The sequence below is a fragment of the Bradyrhizobium sp. AUGA SZCCT0283 genome (assembly GCF_018130385.1).
Lineage (GTDB): Bacteria > Pseudomonadota > Alphaproteobacteria > Rhizobiales > Xanthobacteraceae > Bradyrhizobium.
Genome location: NZ_JAFCLU010000004.1, coordinates 252,780 through 270,107 on the forward strand (window position 1 = coordinate 252,780; position 17,328 = coordinate 270,107).

Genomic DNA, 17,328 nt, shown 5'->3' on the forward strand with positions numbered 1-17,328 from the left:
CGTTGAGGACGCTTCTCGCCCGCATTGCAATTGTCGCGCTCGTGGTCGGATGTCCGGCCGCCTACGCGGTGCAGCCCGACGAGATCATGTCGGATCCTGTGAAGGAAGCCCGCGCGCGCGACCTGTCGCGCGAGCTGCGCTGCATGGTGTGCCAGAACCAGTCGATCGACGATTCCGACGCGCCGCTGGCGCGCGACCTGCGGCTTCTGGTGCGCGAGCGGATCGCGACCGGCGACAGCGACAGCCAGGTGATCGATTTCCTGGTGGCGCGCTATGGCGAGTTCGTGCTGCTGAAGCCGCGCTTCACGCCGCATACGCTGCTGCTGTGGCTGCTGCCGCCGCTCGCATTGATCGGAGGCGGACTGGCGCTCTGGTTCTACAGCCGCCGCCGCGCGAATGCCGGCAGCGCGACCGATCCCTCGCTCCTGCATTTGACGGAAGAGGAAGAGTCGAAGCTGGAGCGCCTGCTCGCGGCCGATGCGCCGGACAAGCGGGCTTAAGCCCGCCGTTGCAAGCGGGCGGGTTTCCGCTATGACTCCCTCGGTTCAAAAATAAACATCGCCAGGGGGAAACCGGACATGGCCTTTTCACTCTACGACGCCAGCGTGGCGAATTATCTGCAGACCCTCGGCGCCGTCAGCGGCTTCCTCGAACGTGGCCTGGTCTATTTCCGTGAACAGAATATCGATCCGGAAACCATGGTCGAGGCGCGGCTGGCGCCGGACATGCTGCCGCTGCGTTTCCAGATCATCTCCGTCGCCCAGCATTCCCGCGGCGCCATCGAAGCCGCGCAGAGCGGAGAATTTCGTCCACCCTCGTTCAAGGCGCCATACGATTATGCTGGATTGCAGGCGCTGGTCGCGCAAACCCGCGAGGCGCTGGAGGGCTGGACGCCGGACGCCGTCAATGCGCTCGGGGGCCGTGACGTCGTCTTTCTCCTCGGCGATCACAAGCTACCCTTTACGGCAGAGGGCTTTTTGATGTCGTTCTCGCTGCCCAACTTCTATTTCCACGCCACCACCGCCTACGACATCCTGCGCACCAATGGTGTGCCGCTGGGCAAGCGCGATTTCATGGGCCGGCTAAAGTTGAAGAGGAGCTGAGCGGGTTTTCGGGGCGAGACGGGACGCAAGGATGGTCGCGTATCCCCGCGCGCCGCCTGTTCCATGCGGCCGGACGGCGTTTTCGGGTCGGAGGGGGGTGTTTATGCCCCGAAACGCGCGATTTTGGACTTTTGCTAAGCCATTGATTACCTGCGATATTCTGCCGCATCCATAACCGTCTGCATTACAAAAGTTTAATTCCCTAGCCAGCGCGCGGTAAGGCGGCAGACCCCATCTTCAGTCCTGCCAGGTGCCCAGCCCCCGCACCGTCGAATTCAGATTCTCTGGAGATTTAGCAACATGACCGAACGTCCCGTCGATCTTTCCCAGCTTCCATCCTACGGCGCAGCGCGCCGTTCGCTGTTCTCCGCACGCAAGTTCGCGCTGATGGCTTCTGTCGTCGCCGGCCTCGGCGCCGCCGTGTATGGCTTCTCGCCGCAGCAGGGCCCGCTCGATGTCTTCACCAGCGCGGCGCACGCGCAGGTCAACACCGAGGTCCGCAAGGTCGAGCGGCCGATCGGCTTTGCCGACATTGTCGAGCGCGTGAAGCCGTCGGTAATTTCGGTCAAGATCAATATCGCCGAGAAAACCGCGAAGGGTGACGACGGCGCCAACAAGGACGAGGACTCGCCCTTCCAGCCGGGTTCGCCGATGGAGCGCTTCTTCCGCCGCTTCGGCGGCCCGGATGGCCTGCCGCCCGGCCTGCGCGGTGGACCGCGTAGCGGCCGTGGCCCGGTGACCGGTCAGGGTTCCGGCTTCTTCATCTCGCCTGACGGTTATGCCGTGACCAACAACCACGTGGTCGACGGCGCCGACAAGGTCGAAGTCACCATGGACGACGGAAAGACCTTCACCGCAAAAGTGATCGGCACCGATCCGCGCACCGACCTGGCGCTGATCAAGGTCGCCGGGCGCACCGATTTCCCGTTCGCCAAGCTGTCCGATAGCAAGCCAAGGATCGGCGACTGGGTGCTCGCGGTTGGCAATCCGTTCGGCCTCGGCGGCACCGTGACCGCCGGCATCGTCTCGGCCTCCGGCCGCGACATCGGCAACGGCCCTTATGACGATTTCATCCAGATCGACGCGCCCGTGAACAAGGGTAACTCCGGCGGTCCGGCGTTCGACACCAATGGCGAGGTGATGGGCGTCAACACCGCGATCTATTCGCCGTCCGGCGGCAGCGTCGGCATCGCGTTCTCGATCCCGGCTTCGACGGTCAAGAACGTGATCGCCCAGCTCAGGGACAAGGGCTCGGTCAGCCGCGGCTGGATCGGCGTTCAGATTCAGCCGGTGACATCAGACATCGCCGACAGCCTCGGCATGAAGAAGGCGGAAGGCGCGCTGGTGGCGGAACCGCAGCCGAATGGTCCGGCGGCTAAGGCCGGCATCCAGTCCGGTGACGTCATCACCGGCGTCAACGGCGAGCCGGTCAAGGATGCCAAGGAACTCGCCCGCACCATCGGCGGTCTCGCGCCCGGCAATGCGGTCAAGCTCAACGTGCTGCAAAAGGGCCAGGAAAAGGTCATCAACCTCACGCTCGGCCAGTTGCCGAACACGATCGAGGCCAAGGCCGACACCGACAAGGAAGACAAGGGTGGCCTGACCAAGGGAACCGGCGTGCCGAAACTCGGCCTGACGGTTGCCCCCGCCAACAGCGTGGCCGGCGCCGGCAGGGAAGGCGTCGTGGTCACCGAGGTCGACCCGAAGAGCGCGGCGGCCGAACGCGGCTTCAAGGAAGGCGACGTCATTCTTGAGGTTGCCGGCAAGAGCGTCACCAGCGCCGGTGATGTGCGCGAAGCGATCGATGCCGCGCGTACCGACAACAAGAACAGCGTTCTCATGCGCGTGAAGAGCGGCGGTTCGTCGCGCTTTGTAGCGGTGCCGCTGGCGAAGGGCTAAACAAGGACTAGATATCAGATGGAGGGTTTCGCCGGCATTCGTCGCCCCCGCCGACGTCTCCTTCCGGGGAGCGGGTCCAAAACTCGCTCCCTCTGGCAACCTTCCAGCGGAATACGCCCCCCTCCGTCGGAAGGGCCTAAGGGCGGTGAGGTCCCCCAGCTTCACCGCCCGCTTTTTTCACTTGCCAGCATGATCCGGAAAAGTGGAAGCCGGTTTTCCCTGCGACAAACGCGGAGCGTTTGCGCGGAGATCATGCGCAAAGAAGCAGATGAGATCGTGATGCGGTCGGCCCCGACCGCATCACGATTCCATCGAGAACGGCCGGTCGCCTTGCATGTGCGGGGCGGCCGCGCCATGGTGAGAGAAAGCCTATTCCCGTGACCGCAACAGCCCCGCAAATGCGCCTGCTGATCATCGAAGACGACCGCGAGTCCGCCGACTATCTGGTCAAGGCGTTCCGTGAAGTCGGCCATGTCGCCGATCTTGCCAGCGATGGCGACGAGGGCCTGTCGATGGCCGACGGCGGCGATTACGACGTGCTCGTGGTGGATCGCATGCTGCCCAAGCGCGACGGCCTGTCCGTGATCGGCGCGCTGCGCGAGAAGGGCAACCGCACGCCGGTCCTGATCCTCTCTGCGCTCGGCCAGGTCGACGACCGCATCAAGGGCCTGCGCGCCGGCGGCGACGATTATCTGCCGAAGCCTTATTCATTCGCCGAACTGCAGGCGCGCGTCGAAGTGCTGTCGCGCCGCAATGTCGGCCCGGCTGAAGAGACCACCTACCGCGTCGGCGATCTCGAACTCGACCGCCTCTCGCATCGGGTTGCCCGCGGCAAGGACGAGTTGACGCTGCAGCCGCGCGAGTTTCGCCTGCTCGAATATTTGATGAAGCATGCCGGCCAGGTGGTGACCCGCACCATGCTGCTCGAAAACGTCTGGGATTATCATTTCGATCCGCAGACCAACGTCATCGATGTGCATATTTCACGGCTGCGCTCCAAGATCGACAAGGGTTTTGAGCGGCCCTTGCTGCACACGATCCGCGGCGCCGGATACATGATCCGTGACGGGATACGCTGAAAGCATATCGGCAATGCCCATGCGCTCTGACGATGTCTGCTGTTGAGGATGGGAGCGGACTAAGCTGGGTGGCGGTGCGAGGTCCGAGTTTGACCCCTCAAGCGACATTGCCTATTTGTTCCTATGGGCCGTGCGGTGCTGCCTTTGAATTTGCCTCTGAACTGCTCTCGTCGTAAATCATCATCTTGGTCAATACTCCCCATAGGTTCTATAATGTCGCTTGCGAATGAACGAGCCTGCGGGACCTGCACAATGTGCTGTAAGGTTTACCGCATTCCGGTCCTGAACAAGCAGGAGGGAAAATGGTGCGAACATTGTGCAATTGGCTCGGGCTGCCGCATCTACGAGGATCGACCTGAGCAGTGCCGCTCATTTGTTTGCCTGTGGTTGCAAGACGTGACGATGCCGCCGGAGTGGAAGCCGGAAATTTCGAAAATAGTACTCTCCATTTACCCGACGACGGGTTTCATCTACGCGCAAGTCGATCCCGGAACACCGTTTGCGTGGCGTAAGGAACCATACTTCTCTCGGTTAAAGGCGATGGCGGAGCAACTCCTCAAGGACCGGCGTCACGTTCTCGTTTTTGTCAATGGCAACGCAACCCTCATCATGCCGACCGGACCTGTCCCGATTGGCCCGATGTCGCCGGAGGATGGCTTTGTAGTCCGTGAAACATTCACCGCCAAAGGGAAGGATTACGTTGCGGAGCGAGTGGCGCGCGCGCATTAGGGTAAGTTTCTGCGCTTATCGAGCGAGCCGCCCTTAACTCCACGACTTCTGGTATTGGCGCACTAAGCTGACATGCTGGGCGGTCTCACGAATGTCCGCTCGCGAGGGGGAACGGACGTGCCATCCACACTGGATCCCGGGAGGTCGCCTTCTGGTCCATCGCGTTATCCCGGGGGCTTAGGCGCGCGAGATTGCAGAGATTTAACTAGGTAGGGGCCTGTTCCATCTCTAGCCTTGTGAACCGTGACGGCACAGTTTCGAGAGGCCAATAAGGTCCCGTACACGCTCGCCGAATGGTAAATGCAACTAGGAGGACGGGAGGAAGATGGTGCCCGAATTTACCGATTGTTCCCTAAGGTACATGATCCGTGACGGCCTTCGGTAAACTGATCCGCACCACGGCGTTCCGGCTGACGCTGGTCTATCTGTTTTTGTTTGCGCTGTTTGCAGCCTCGCTGCTCGGCTATTTCGCATGGAATACGCGGCGGCTGATCAACGAGCAGATCACCGCTACGGTGAACGTCGAAACCGCCGAGATCGTTGACATTTATACGCACCGCGGTTTGCACGGCTTGGCCTTGACGCTCGCCAACCGGGCGCTGCGACCCGGCGCCAATCTTTATCTCGTCACCACGCCTGAGGGCAAAGCAATCGCCGGCAATGTTGATGCGCTGGCGCCGGGCGTGATGGCCTCGATCGGCTGGTCGGAAACCCGCTATCGCCGGCTCGACGAGCGGGACACGGCTGAGCATCGCGCGCTGGTGCGGATCACCGAGCTTACCAACGGCTTTCGCCTGCTGGTCGGCCGCGACCTCGAGGAGCGCCGAAGGTTGTTCGGCATCGTCGCCAAAGCCGCGCAATGGTCGCTTCTGGTGGTCATCGTGCTCGGCATCGGCGGCGGCATCTTCGTGGCGCGGCGGGTGCTGCACCGGATCGACGCCATGACCGGCACCACAAGGCGGATCATGGCCGGCGACCTCTCCGGACGGCTGCCGGTCGGACGCAGCGGCGACGAACTCGACCGGCTCGCGGAAAACCTCAATGCGATGCTGGAGCGCATCGAGGCCTTGATGACGGGCCTGAAGGAAGTTTCCGACAACATCGCCCATGATCTGAAGACGCCGCTGACGCGCATGCGCAACCGCGCCGAGGAGGCGCTGGCGAGTTCCGGCAGCGAGGCCGAATACCGCGCGGCGCTGGAACGGACCATCGAGGAGTCCGATGGCCTGATCCGCACTTTCAATGCGCTGTTGATGATCGCGCGCGCCGAGTCGGGGCAGGCGCGCGGCAACATGGACGATTTCGACGCGGCCGACGTCGCCAAGGGGATCCACGAATTGTACGAACCGCTTGCCGAAGACGATGGCATGACCCTGCGCGTCAAGGCCGCGACCGCGCGGCTGCACGGCAACCGTGAGCTGATCAGCCAGGCGCTCGCCAACCTGGTCGAGAACGCCATCAAATACGGCAAGCCGTCGCCGGTGGTGCAGCCGCTGGATCCTGCTGCTGCCGCGCGTACCAGGGAGATCCTGATCGAGGCGCGGCGCGAGGGCGACCACGTGCTGCTCAGCGTCACCGATCATGGGCCCGGCATTCCCGAAGGGGATCGCAAGCACGCGGTCGAGCGGTTCGTGCGGCTCGAGGCGAGCCGGACGCTGCCGGGTTCCGGGCTCGGCCTCAGCCTGGCATCCGCGGTGGCGACCCTGCACGGCGGTGAACTCAGGCTCGGCGATTCGCATCCCGGCCTGACTGCGACGCTGGTCATCCCGGCGCTATCTGCCGCGGGTGACAGGCTTGCGGCTCAAACGCCGGATGTGCCACAGAAGGTGGCATGAATTCCTCCGCCTTGGCCGCGCGGTTCGTGAGCGGGCCGCGTATCACTGCCAGCAGCACCGCCGAACAACGCCTGGGAGACTGGCTCGCCGAACTGGAGCCACAGCAATCGGCTGAAATCGGCGCGTGGCTGGATCGTCCGCCGGCCCGGGCCATCCTGTTCGGCATCGTCGAGTTCTCGCCATACCTGTTCGACCTGATCCGCGCGGATGCCGCGCGGCTGCTCCGCCTCCTGGCATGTGACCCGGAACAACATCTCACCGCGCTGATCGAGAAAACCTCGCGCGACTTGCTCGCCGCCGCAGGCGAGGCCGACGTGATGCATTTGCTTCGCCGCATGAAGTCCGAAGCCGCGTTGTTGATCGCGCTGTGCGACATCGGCGGGGTCTGGCCGGTGATGCGGGTGACGGCGGCGCTGACCGACCTGGCGGTGACTTCGGTGCAGACCGCCTTGCGCTTCCTGCTACGCCAGGAGGTCGCGCGCGGCCGCATGACCGCCCTCAATCACGACCGGCCGGAGGAGGGCTCTGGCCTGATCGTGCTCGCGATGGGCAAGATGGGCGCGGGGGAACTGAACTATTCCAGTGACATCGACCTGATCGTGTTCTTCGATCCCGCCGCCACCTCGCTGGTAGCCGACATCGAGCCGGCGCCGTTCTTCGTTCGTGTGACGCAGGCGCTGGCCCGCCTGCTGCAGCAACGCTCCGGCGACGGCTACGTGTTCCGCGTCGACCTGCGCCTGCGGCCCGATCCGGCCTCGACGCAGGTGGCGATTTCGACCGAGGCGGCGCTGCATTATTACGAGCGGGAAGGGCGGACCTGGGAGCGCGCCGCGATGATCAAGGCGCGCGTCTGCGCCGGCGACGCCAAAGCCGGCGAGGCGCTGATCGCGGAGCTTTCGCCGTTCGTCTGGCGCAAGCATCTGGATTTTGCCGCGCTGGCCGACGTCCACGACATGAAGCGGCAGATGCAGACCTATCGCGGCCAGAGCGAGATTTCGGTCGAAGGCCACAACGTCAAGGTCGGCCGCGGCGGCATCCGCGAGATCGAGTTTTTCGCGCAGACGCAACAGCTCATTGCCGGCGGCCGCCATCCGCAATTGCGCGTGCGCCCCACGCTGCATGCGTTGCAGGTCCTGGCCACCAGCAACTGGATCACCTTCCAGGCCTGTGAAGAGTTGACGGCGGCTTACGAGTTCCTGCGCCGCGTCGAGCACCGGCTGCAGATGATCTCGGACGAGCAGACCCATGCGCTGCCCGAAGATGCCGAGGCCGTCGAGCGCTTTGCGAACTTCTTTGGCTATGAGAGCAGGGCAGCCTTTGCGAAGGATCTGCTCGGCCATCTCAACATCGTGCAGGGGCATTACAGCAAGCTGTTCGAGGGCGATCCGACCGGCACGGTGCAGCTGCCGCAGGTCAACTACGCCGCAGGGCCGGAGGATGCGCGCCTGCTCGACCATCTGACGACGCTCGGCTTCAAGAAGCCGGTCGCGGTGGCTGGCACTTTGCAAGTCTGGATGCAGGGCAATTACCGCGCGCTCCGCAACGAAGCGACCAAGGCTGCCTTCATCGAATTCGTGCCCGGCCTGATCGACGGGCTGGCGCATGCCGAAGACCCCGACGACGCCGTGACCGCGTTCGATCGTTTTCTCGGCGCCTTGCAGCGCGGCGGCCGGCTGATTTCGCTTCTGAGAGAAAACCGGGAGCTCGTCGCGCTGGTGGCGTTGATCCTGGGTGCAGCGCCGCGGCTCGGCGACATGCTGGCGCGCCAGCCGCAGATCATGGACGGCCTGATCGACCCTCGTTTCTTCGGCGCGATGCCGGACCAGAAGGAATTGTCGGCACGGCTGGCGACGACGCTGAAGGACGCGGACTCCTACGAAGACTTCCTCGATCGCCTGCGGTTGTTCGGCCAGGAGAGCCTGTTCCTGATCGGCACGCGCATCCTGTCCGGCACGGTGTCCGCCCAGCAGGCCAGCGTCGCCTTTGCCGACGTCGCCGAGGGTATCGTGCATACCGTGCACGGCCTGGTCAGGGATCAGTTCGCCACCCGGTACGGCCGCATCAAGGGACAGGAGACTGCGATCCTCGCGATGGGCCGGCTCGGCAGCCGCGAGATGACGGCGTCCTCCGATCTCGACCTGATCCTGCTCTATGATTTCGACGCTGATAGTCCCGATTCCGACGGCGAACGATCGCTGCACGGCGCGCAGTATTTCGCGCGGCTGACCCAGCGGCTGATCTCGGCGTTCACCACCCGGACCAATTACGGCGTGCTCTATGACGTCGACATGCGGCTGCGTCCTTCCGGCCGGGCCGGACCGGTGGCGTCGCGGATCGATTCCTTTGCCGACTATCAGGAACGCGAAGCCTGGACCTGGGAGCACATGGCGCTGACGCGGGCGCGGGTGATTTCGGCTTCACCGGCGTTCCGCGAGAAGATCGAGGACATCATCCGCAGCGTGCTGACGCGGCCACGCGACGCGGTCTCCACCGCGGGCGATGTCGCCGACATGCGCCGGGCGATTGCGCAAGAAAAGGGCGAGGACGACATCTGGGACCTCAAGCTCGCCGCCGGCGGGCTCGTCGATATCGATTTCATCGCGCAGTATCTGCAGCTCGTTCACGCCTCGGAAAAACCGGAAATCCTCAGCGTCGCCACGCTGCAGGTGCTCGACAACGCCGCGCACCTCGGCGTGCTGCCGCAGTCCGACGCCGAGGTATTGCGCTCCGCGGCGCGGCTCTATCACGACCTGACCCAGATCCTCAGGCTGTGCGTCACCGGCAAGTTCAACCCGGAAACCTCAGGCGATAATCTCTTGCATGTCATGGCGCGCGCCGGCGACACCCCTGATTTCTCGACGCTGGAAGCCAGGGTGCGCGAGACGCAAGGCGAGGTGCGGCGGGTGTTCCTGGCGCTGGTGGGCGGCGGCTAGGGCGGACTGCCGGTCCTTCGTTCCGGCTCATCGGTTCGGTGCCGAGCAATCCGAGCGCGCCCGTGACGAACGGCAAGTCGTCGAACCGGCCGTCCGTGCTGGAACTCCTGCGTCGGCTCGGAATTGTCGCGGCATGAGGAGGCTGGGATGCATACCGAGATCAACATCTTCGACAAACCCATCGAGCGCATCAGGAAAACGTGCCAACTAATGGGCCTTGGCGCCGACTTCGACCGCAAGCTGCCGGAACTGGAAAACCACCTTGAAGGGCTTGTGGCCGAAGGCGAAACCAGCGACGAACGGCTGACCGTGAGCGGCCTGAGCTTTGTCAGGCAGGCCTGTGGCGCTGCATGAGACGCCGGCGAGGGCGTCAGGAAATTTCGCGCGGAAGCTTCCAAGCCGGATCCGGCGCGCAACACTCTTCCTTAGTTTCCTTCATGCGATAGCCCGCGGGCAGAACCGGTCCGCCTGCTTCGTCGGCAACCGGTACATCGGAAATCATGCCGGAGTCGAGAGCTTGCTTCCAGACCTCCGCTTCGGTCGGCAGGCTAGGGCCGATCTGCCTGTCGCCATCGAAAAGCGCGTAAGGCACGAACCCCTCCCAAAACAAAACCCCGCCAGCTATCGCAATAACTGACGGGGCTTTGAGCTGATATTTCCGGTTGGATTTCTCCTTCCTGAGCTACCTGCTCACATCTGCAACGCAAGAGGACCGGCCTCGTTCCCAGCATTTTGGTTCTGGATGCAAAAAAAGCCGCGGGCAGATTGATGCTTGCGCTCGGCCGGCGCCGCCCGGCGCTTCTAGAAGTCCGTCCCAATCGCGTGGAACTATTGCCACTTTTTCCTGCTCTAACGTCGCCTCGTTCAACTTTGGAGCCGATGGCGCCATGCGCAAACTACTATTCGGAATCGCACTCACAATGCCAATTGCTTTCGTGTCCCCGCCGGCCATGGCGCTGCCCGCAGGCCATGCGATGATCCATGGTTCTCTGGTCAAGGCCGATCTGATTGAGGTGAAGGGTGGGCACGGTGGGCACGGCCGCGGGCATGGTTGGGGCCGCGGGCACGGCTATCGTCCGTTTGGTTGGAGTCGTGGCCGGAAGGTCGGCTGGCGCGGGCGTGGCTGCCCGCCCGGTCACTGGAAGAAGGGCTGGTGCTGAAACCGGACGGCCAGCAACTTTCCCTCTAGGGCGACTATAACGCCCGTGCCGCGTTGCCCTTGAACAGGATCGGGCCGGTCGGCCGTCCGATGGGTGAGCCGCCTTCCGGCTCCAGCGTGATCTCGAACAGTTGATCCTGCACGGTTTCCGGCAGTGCCTCCAGGTCGAGCTGCAGCGTGCGCGACTGGCCGGTGACGCCGATCGATTTCGGGCCGACCGCGCGATCCCACAAGGTCCAGACCTGCAGCGTGCGGCCGGCGGGAACCTCGATCGGCCGCAACGGTATCAGCTCGACCCGGCCGTTCGAAAACGCGTTGACGATGGCGCCTGCCTCTTTGGTGGTGTCGTTCACCAGCACGGCGACGTAAATCGGCTTGCGCTGGGCGAGTGCGAGCATGTCGTGACGCAGCTGGCGCGACGTCGCCAGCGCACCGATCATGATCGTTGCAAAAAGCGCTGCAGCGAAGGCGCCGCCGATACCGAGGCCACGCCAGAACCGGATGTTGTCCCACAGCGTGGTGCCACGCAGCGCGGCGCGTGCAGAGGGCAGGGCGTCGATCGGCGCGACTTTGGTTGCATCCGCGATGCGCTGCCAAAGCGCCGGGCCCGGTGGGGTTTCCTCCGCCGTGAGATCGAGGTCCGCAAGCCGTTCCCGCCACGCGCTGACAGCCTGAGCAAACGATGGGTCGGTTGCGATGCGCCGTTCGGCGGCGGCCTGCTCCGCGTTGTCCAGCAGGCCCATCACGTAGTCGGCGGCCATGGCGTTATCGGCGTCGTGCGGGTTCATCCCATGCACTCCTGCAACGCAAAGAGGCTGCGCCGTACCCAGCTTTTGACCGTGCCGAGTGGAACCTTGAGCCGTCCCGCCAATTCGCCGTGGCTCATGCCGTGAACATAGGCGAGCACCACCACGTCGCGGCGGGGGCGGTCGATCTGCTCGAGGCACCGGCGCAGCGCGCTGGTCTCCGGCATCCGCGACAGGGTGGCCTCGCAGTCGACATCCTGGACGCTTTCATCTGATGCTTCATAGCGGTGCTCATCGCGATGAATGCTCAGCGCGCGGTTGCGCACCACCGCATAGAGCCAGCCGCGCGCGCTGCCGCGGCGCGGATCGAAGCCAGCCGCGCCGCGCCAGATCCGGATAAAGGCGTCGTGCACCGCCTCTTCCGCAAGGTCCTTCCGAAACAGGATGCGGCGTGCGATGCCGACCATGCGCGGCGCCTCGCTGTCGTAGATCACGCGCAATGCGGTGCGGTCGCCGGCCGCGCACCGCGCCACGGCCGCGGCAAGCTGCGCCTCGCGCTCCCGATCGAGCAGGGCGGGAGCCTGCAGGCTGGTGGTGATCGTCCCAATTCCGGTCATGTCTATGCCCTTGCATAGTTGTTCTACCTCGCGGTGCGGCATTTGGATGCATGTGCCGAGAATTATTTTCAGTGTGCTGCATCCGTTTCGCCGCCCCGCCGGTACCCGCTGTGTTGATCCCGAGAGGATCATAGCAACACAGGGAGCTCACCGATGAACTATCGTTCGATTTTCGCCGCTTCGGCCGCATTATTGCTGTCATCCGCAGCCGCCAACGCCGCACAGGTCGCGGCCCTGATCGGCGGCGACACCATTGCGATGGTCGATACCGCGCAGAAGAAGGCGACCGGGTCCGTCAAGGTGACCGGCATTTCCGGTGCGCTGGTCGGCATCGACGTCCGTCCGGCCGACGGCATGCTCTATGGACTGGTCGACGATGGCAGCATTGTGACTATCGCGATGGACGGCAAGGCCACGATGAAGTCGAAGCTCGACACCATGCTTGCCAAGGGCGTGGCCGCGACGGTGGATTTCAATCCGGTAGCGGACCGCTTGCGTGTGATGGGCGCCGACGGAATGAACCTGCGGGCGAATGTCGATGACGGCAAGGTGACCAAGGACGGTGACCACAAGTTTGCCGACGGCGACATGCACAAGGGTGAAAAGCCGAACATCGTCGCCGGCGCCTATACCAATTCGGTGAAGGGCGCAAAGGAGACGGCGCTGTTCAATATCGACGGCACCATCGGCGGATTGATCAAACAGGCGCCGCCGAATGACGGCGTGCTCGGCGCGATCGGCAAGCTCGGGATCAAGGCGGATAACGTCGCATTCGACATCTGGTCCGATGGCGCCGGCAAGAACGAAGCCTGGCTGATGGCGGACGGCACGCTCTACAGCATCGACCTCGCTACCGGAAAGGCGACCGAGGCTGCTAAGATCGCCGGTGTCAGCGGCACGGTGAAGGACATCGCCATCATGGGGATGTAGCCGCCCGCTGCAATCTCCGGACGGCTGGATCGTCGCTTATCGCCATGTTCCGCAGCGGAACGCGCCCGTCAGGTTTGTCCTGACGAGCGCGTCGTGCACGTTTGGTCGTTGTTTTCAGAAAAAGCCCGGCACCAGCATCGCCACCTTTTCACGGTAGCGACGGTATTCATTACCGAACATCGACACCAGATCGCGTTCTTCGAGATAGATGCCGACGAAAATGTAGGCCGTCGTCACCGCAGCGAACAGCAAATGACCAAGCGTCATCGTCGGCGTCGACCAGAAGGCGATGATGAAGCCGAGATAGATCGGGTGCCGGATCAGGCGATACAGGCCCGGCGTCTTGAACTTCATGGGTTCAGCCACGCGCCCGGCAAAATGCGTGACCACCTGAGTCAATCCGAACAGCTCGAAATGGCTGATCAGGAACGTGCTGTAGAGCACTATGAGCCAGCCCAGGAAGCCGCCCGCGGTCACCAGGCCGGCGAGAGCGGGATTGTCGATGTTCCAGACCAGCGTCGGCATCGGCTGCCACTGCCAGTATAGCAATATCAGCGAGAGACTCGCCAGCAGCACATAGGTCGAGCGTTCGATTGCAGGCGACGCGAAGCGCGTGAACAGCTTCTTGAAGCCCTGCCGTGCCATGCCGCTGTGCTGCACGGCGAAGATCGACATCACCACCAAATTGACCAGCAAGGCCGTCGACAGCGAGGACGTCGAACCGGTATTGACGGTCTTGGGTACGACATATCCCGAGACGAAGCCGACCGCGTAGAGGAACGTGCCGAAGAAAATCAGATAGGCGAGGCCGCCGTAGCAGAGCGTGAGCAATCTCGTCGCGAAAGAACTAACGGTCGCAGGACTGTTCGGTCCGGTGTGCATGGTAATCGACATTTTCTACCTCCTTGCGTTTGAATGGTGATGTCTGGCAATCGGTTGTTCAGCCGTTACTTGAGGCGCCGCTTGCACAGCCGCGCTGCTTTTTCGAAAGCTTCATCGATCGGGCCGCGGTAGATGCGCAAGTTCTTCAATTCGCGATCATCAACAAGCCGCGGCTGCGCCAACAAGGCTGTGTGACGTTCGCGGCAGGCGATGGCGGCGGCGACCCAGCCGTTGAGAAAGCGCTTCAGGCGCACGAGTAGGACAATCGCGACCCTCCGCACGGTCGGTATCGTCGCTGGCTGGATGGTGGTGAACATGGTCATTGGTATTTCCTCAAAGTTCCCGCGAGGCAGCGCCTTCGTCCTTCTAAAGGCCGGAACGCTGATCTGGAGTCGACGTGCCTGGATCCAAAACTGCGCCTTGGCGATCCGCTGTTTGGGAAGCGCTATAACAATTGATCTCCCGCTTGGGTCAGCCCGACATGGCCGATCGCAGTACGTCTGCTTCACCTCGTTGAGCAGATAAACGTCAAGGCCGCGGACGTTGGCCACGTGGCCTGCATGCTCCACTTCTGTTCCGCCCCGAAGTTCGTCGGGAGGCGGCTGCGTCGTTATAGAAGAAGCTCGGTCTGTTGAGCCAACAGGCTCTGGATCACAACGTTATCGCCGGGGCCGCCGTCGAGGATGTCCAGCCCGTCACCGCCGATTAGCACGTCGTCTCCTGCGCCGCCGAGCAGGGTGTCGTTGCCGGCGCTGCCGATCAGGATGTCGTCACCGTCGCCGCCATTGGCGGTAAACTGGATGATGTCTGCCTGGAGCCCCGACACCTCGATGACGTCGCTGCCATCGAGTCCATTGATTATGAGTCGGTCGTTCGCCTCGAAGTTGAATATGTCCACCTTCGCGGAGAGACCGAGCACCGAGAGGGTGCCGTCGGCACCCATGACCAAGACCACGTCGTCGCCGTTCGTGGCATTGATGATGATCGTGTCGATCTGACCGTCGCCGGCCGAGCCGCCGATCGTGCTGGCGAGGTTGATGTTCACCTCCGTCACGTCGGTTCCGGACATGTCGTTGACCGTGATGGTGTCGGCGCCGCCCAGCGCATTGAAGGTGATCTTCTCGACACCGTTGAGATCCATCGTGACGTTGGCGATGTCGCGGGAGAAGTTGGCGCGCTCGCCATTGGCCGAGATGTCGATGTTCTCGCTCACGTTGGCGCCGTTGAACAGCAGCGTGTCGAAGCCGGCCTGACCTTCTACGGTGTCGTTGTCGTCGCCAGGGTTCCAGACGAAGGTGTCGTTGCCCGCGCCCATGAAGGCAAGGTCATTGCCGTCGCCGCCAACGACGAGGTCGTCGCCCTGGCTACCGATGAACACATCGGCGCCCAGCCCGCCCCGGAGCTCGAGGCCGATCTTGTCGGCGGCAAGGCTGCTAGCGTCAATGACGTCCGCGCCGGCCCCGCCGTCGACGACGAGCTTGTCAAGACTGCCTTCGGCGTTTTGGATGCGGGTTTCAGCCGCGAGGCCAGTGACGACGATTTCTGGCCCGGGGTCGTCCACCGTGATGACGTCGTCGCCAGCGGTCCCGCTGACCGCTACCCGGTCTGCCTGGCCGTCGCCGCCGCCGGCCGGCCCGGTCAGATCGACGATGACCTTCGTCACGTCGGTCCCGCTCATGTCGCCGACGACGACGTTATCGGCGCCTCCGAGCGCGTTAAATTCGATCGTCTCGACGCCGTTGAGGTCCATCGTGACGTTGGCGATGTCGCGGGAGAAGTTGGCGCGCTCGCCGTTGGCCGAGATGTTGATGTTCTCGCTCACGTTGGCGCCGTTGAACAGCAGCGTATCGACGCCCGCCTGACCCTCGACCGTGTCCGAGCCGTCGCCCGGGTCCCACTGGAAGACGTCATCGCCGGCGCCGAGGAGCGCCACGTCGTTACCCTGCTGGCCGTCGACAAAATCATGGCCGTCACCGCCGAGGAGGAGGTCCGCCCCGCGGCTGCCGAGCAAGGTGTCGTCGCCTTCGCCGCCGTCGAGCGTGACCCCAATAACGCCTGCGGCGAGGGTCGATGCCGAAATCATGTCGTCACCGCCCAGACCCTGCACGGTGAGCCGATCCAGGGCACCCCCGGCATTGGCCACGTTCACCCGGGCCGCAAGGCCAAGCACGGAAACGCTCGTGCCCGCGCCGACAATGTCGATAACGTCGCTACCGTTGGTGGCGTTGACGATGACGGTGTCGGCCTGGGAATCGCCGGCCGAGCCGCCGATCGTGCTGGCGAGGTTGACGTTCACTTCCGTCACGTCGGTGCCGCTGAGATCGTTGACGGTGATCGCGTCGGTGTTGCCGAGCGCGTTGACCGTGATCTTCTCGACATCGTTGAGGTCCATGACGATGTTGCCGAGGTTGCGGGTGAGCAGCGCCCGCCCACCGTTCGCCGAGACCGTGAAGATTTCGGCAGCGGCGCTGCCGTTGAACAGCATTTCGTCGGTGCCGTCCTGACCCTCGACCGTGTCGTTGCCGTCGCCCGGATCCCACTGGAACACGTCGTTTCCGGCACCCAGGAAGGCGGTATCGTTGCCCTGCTGGCCGTCGATGAAATCGTTGCCGTCACCGCCGAGGAGCAGGTCGGCGCCGTTGCTGCCGAGAATCGTGTCGTTGCCGGCCCCACCGTCGACGGTGACCGAGATCAGGGCTGCGAGATTTCCGGTTGCGCTGAAAAAGTCGTCACCACCATTCATGTTGACGACGAGGTTCTCGGTCGTGCCGATATCGAGTGCGAAGGGCGCAGGATCGAGACGATCAAAGCGCACGCGGGTGCCGTCCGCAGTGGCGGTGAAGACCTCGTTGCCGTTGCCGCCGTTGACCTCCGCGGTGTCGATGCCGCTGCCGCCCTCGAACAGGTCGCTGTCATCGCCCGGGTTCCAGATCATGCGGTCGTCGCCGGCCTCGCCGAAGACCTGGTCGTTGCCGTCGCCGCCGGTGAGCGTGTCGTTTCCAGCCCCGCCGAAAAGCAGGTCGTTGCCGCCTTTGCCGAGCAGCGTGTCGTTGCCGCTCTGTCCGAATAGCATGTCGCCGCCGGACCCACCGGTGATGGTGTCGTTGCCGGCGCCGCCGAAAAGGTTGGCGCGCGGAAGCGCGCCCTGCGACTCATTGAGCGTGATGACGTCGTCGCCGCCCTGGCCGAACACCTGAATGAGACTGGTGTTGGCAACAGTCGGCGTGCCGCCAACAATGGCGACCGCGCCGTTGTTGACGAGCAACTCACCGGCGGCGTTGCGGCTAATCGTGAGCGTATTATCGAGGCTGTCGCCGAATGTCGTCAGGATGCCTGCACGCGGATTAAATGAGCTGACAATGGCCATGGTAGGTCTTCTCCGTTGAACGGTGGTTGACCCGTCTGTAGACTGAGGC

General features: G+C 63.6%; 15 protein-coding genes. 9 read left to right on the plus strand and 6 right to left on the minus strand.

From position 1 onward, the window contains the following. The first annotated feature begins 2 nt into the window (after nucleotides 1–2). From JQ624_RS08525 to JQ624_RS08560, 8 genes are all read left to right on the plus strand, one after another. Nucleotides 3–500, plus strand: coding sequence for a cytochrome c-type biogenesis protein (locus tag JQ624_RS08525; protein ID WP_212418414.1), 498 nt, complete (start codon nucleotides 3–5; stop codon nucleotides 498–500). A gap of 78 nt (nucleotides 501–578) precedes the next feature. Beyond that, nucleotides 579–1,103, plus strand: coding sequence for a DUF1993 family protein (locus JQ624_RS08530; protein ID WP_212418415.1), 525 nt, complete (start codon nucleotides 579–581; stop codon nucleotides 1,101–1,103). Between the two features lie 300 nt (nucleotides 1,104–1,403). Next, entirely contained in the window at nucleotides 1,404–3,002 is a 1,599-nt protein-coding gene (locus JQ624_RS08535) for a Do family serine endopeptidase (protein WP_212418416.1), read from the plus strand. Nucleotides 3,003–3,400: 398 nt separating this feature from the next. Beyond that, nucleotides 3,401–4,081: a response regulator transcription factor gene (locus JQ624_RS08540; RefSeq protein ID WP_212418514.1), complete on the plus strand. Its 681-nt coding sequence runs from the start codon at nucleotides 3,401–3,403 to the stop codon at nucleotides 4,079–4,081. A gap of 213 nt (nucleotides 4,082–4,294) precedes the next feature. Further along, nucleotides 4,295–4,810 (plus strand): YkgJ family cysteine cluster protein, encoded by a 516-nt coding sequence (locus JQ624_RS08545; RefSeq protein ID WP_212418417.1) that lies wholly within the window; start codon nucleotides 4,295–4,297, stop codon nucleotides 4,808–4,810. 368 nt (nucleotides 4,811–5,178) lie between these two features. Beyond that, entirely contained in the window at nucleotides 5,179–6,645 is a 1,467-nt protein-coding gene (locus JQ624_RS08550; protein WP_212418418.1) for an ATP-binding protein, read from the plus strand. Then, nucleotides 6,642–9,578, plus strand: a complete 2,937-nt coding sequence (locus JQ624_RS08555) for a bifunctional [glutamine synthetase] adenylyltransferase/[glutamine synthetase]-adenylyl-L-tyrosine phosphorylase (RefSeq protein ID WP_212418419.1) — start codon at nucleotides 6,642–6,644, stop codon at nucleotides 9,576–9,578. The genes JQ624_RS08550 and JQ624_RS08555 overlap by 4 nt, the downstream gene beginning before the upstream one ends. A gap of 147 nt (nucleotides 9,579–9,725) precedes the next feature. After that, the gene (locus JQ624_RS08560) at nucleotides 9,726–9,932 is read left to right on the plus strand and encodes a hypothetical protein (protein WP_212418420.1); all 207 of its coding nucleotides are present in this window, start codon (nucleotides 9,726–9,728) and stop codon (nucleotides 9,930–9,932) included. Between the two features lie 16 nt (nucleotides 9,933–9,948). Here the strand turns inward: JQ624_RS08560 and JQ624_RS08565 are convergent, their stop codons facing one another. The 3 genes from JQ624_RS08565 to JQ624_RS08575 form a co-directional block, all read right to left on the minus strand. Next, complete coding sequence (locus tag JQ624_RS08565; RefSeq protein ID WP_212418421.1) at nucleotides 9,949–10,170, minus strand: hypothetical protein; 222 nt, start codon at nucleotides 10,168–10,170, stop codon at nucleotides 9,949–9,951. Between the two features lie 602 nt (nucleotides 10,171–10,772). Beyond that, on the minus strand, nucleotides 10,773–11,525 hold the full coding sequence (locus JQ624_RS08570) for an anti-sigma factor domain-containing protein (RefSeq protein WP_212418422.1): 753 nt from the start codon (nucleotides 11,523–11,525) through the stop codon (nucleotides 10,773–10,775). Beyond that, the gene (locus JQ624_RS08575) at nucleotides 11,522–12,100 is read right to left on the minus strand and encodes a sigma-70 family RNA polymerase sigma factor (protein WP_212418423.1); all 579 of its coding nucleotides are present in this window, start codon (nucleotides 12,098–12,100) and stop codon (nucleotides 11,522–11,524) included. The genes JQ624_RS08570 and JQ624_RS08575 overlap by 4 nt, the downstream gene beginning before the upstream one ends. Before the next feature lie 153 nt (nucleotides 12,101–12,253). On the opposite strand from JQ624_RS08575, the gene JQ624_RS08580 reads away from it, so the two are divergent. Beyond that, nucleotides 12,254–13,030, plus strand: coding sequence for a DUF4394 domain-containing protein (locus tag JQ624_RS08580; RefSeq protein ID WP_212418424.1), 777 nt, complete (start codon nucleotides 12,254–12,256; stop codon nucleotides 13,028–13,030). 114 nt (nucleotides 13,031–13,144) lie between these two features. Here the strand turns inward: JQ624_RS08580 and mddA are convergent, their stop codons facing one another. From mddA to JQ624_RS08595, 3 genes are all read right to left on the minus strand, one after another. Next, nucleotides 13,145–13,924, minus strand: a complete 780-nt coding sequence (gene mddA, locus JQ624_RS08585) for a methanethiol S-methyltransferase (RefSeq protein ID WP_212418425.1) — start codon at nucleotides 13,922–13,924, stop codon at nucleotides 13,145–13,147. Between the two features lie 53 nt (nucleotides 13,925–13,977). Beyond that, nucleotides 13,978–14,229 (minus strand): hypothetical protein, encoded by a 252-nt coding sequence (locus JQ624_RS08590; protein WP_212418426.1) that lies wholly within the window; start codon nucleotides 14,227–14,229, stop codon nucleotides 13,978–13,980. 293 nt (nucleotides 14,230–14,522) lie between these two features. Then, nucleotides 14,523–17,279: a calcium-binding protein gene (locus tag JQ624_RS08595; protein ID WP_212418427.1), complete on the minus strand. Its 2,757-nt coding sequence runs from the start codon at nucleotides 17,277–17,279 to the stop codon at nucleotides 14,523–14,525. Between the last annotated feature and the right edge of the window lie 49 nt (nucleotides 17,280–17,328).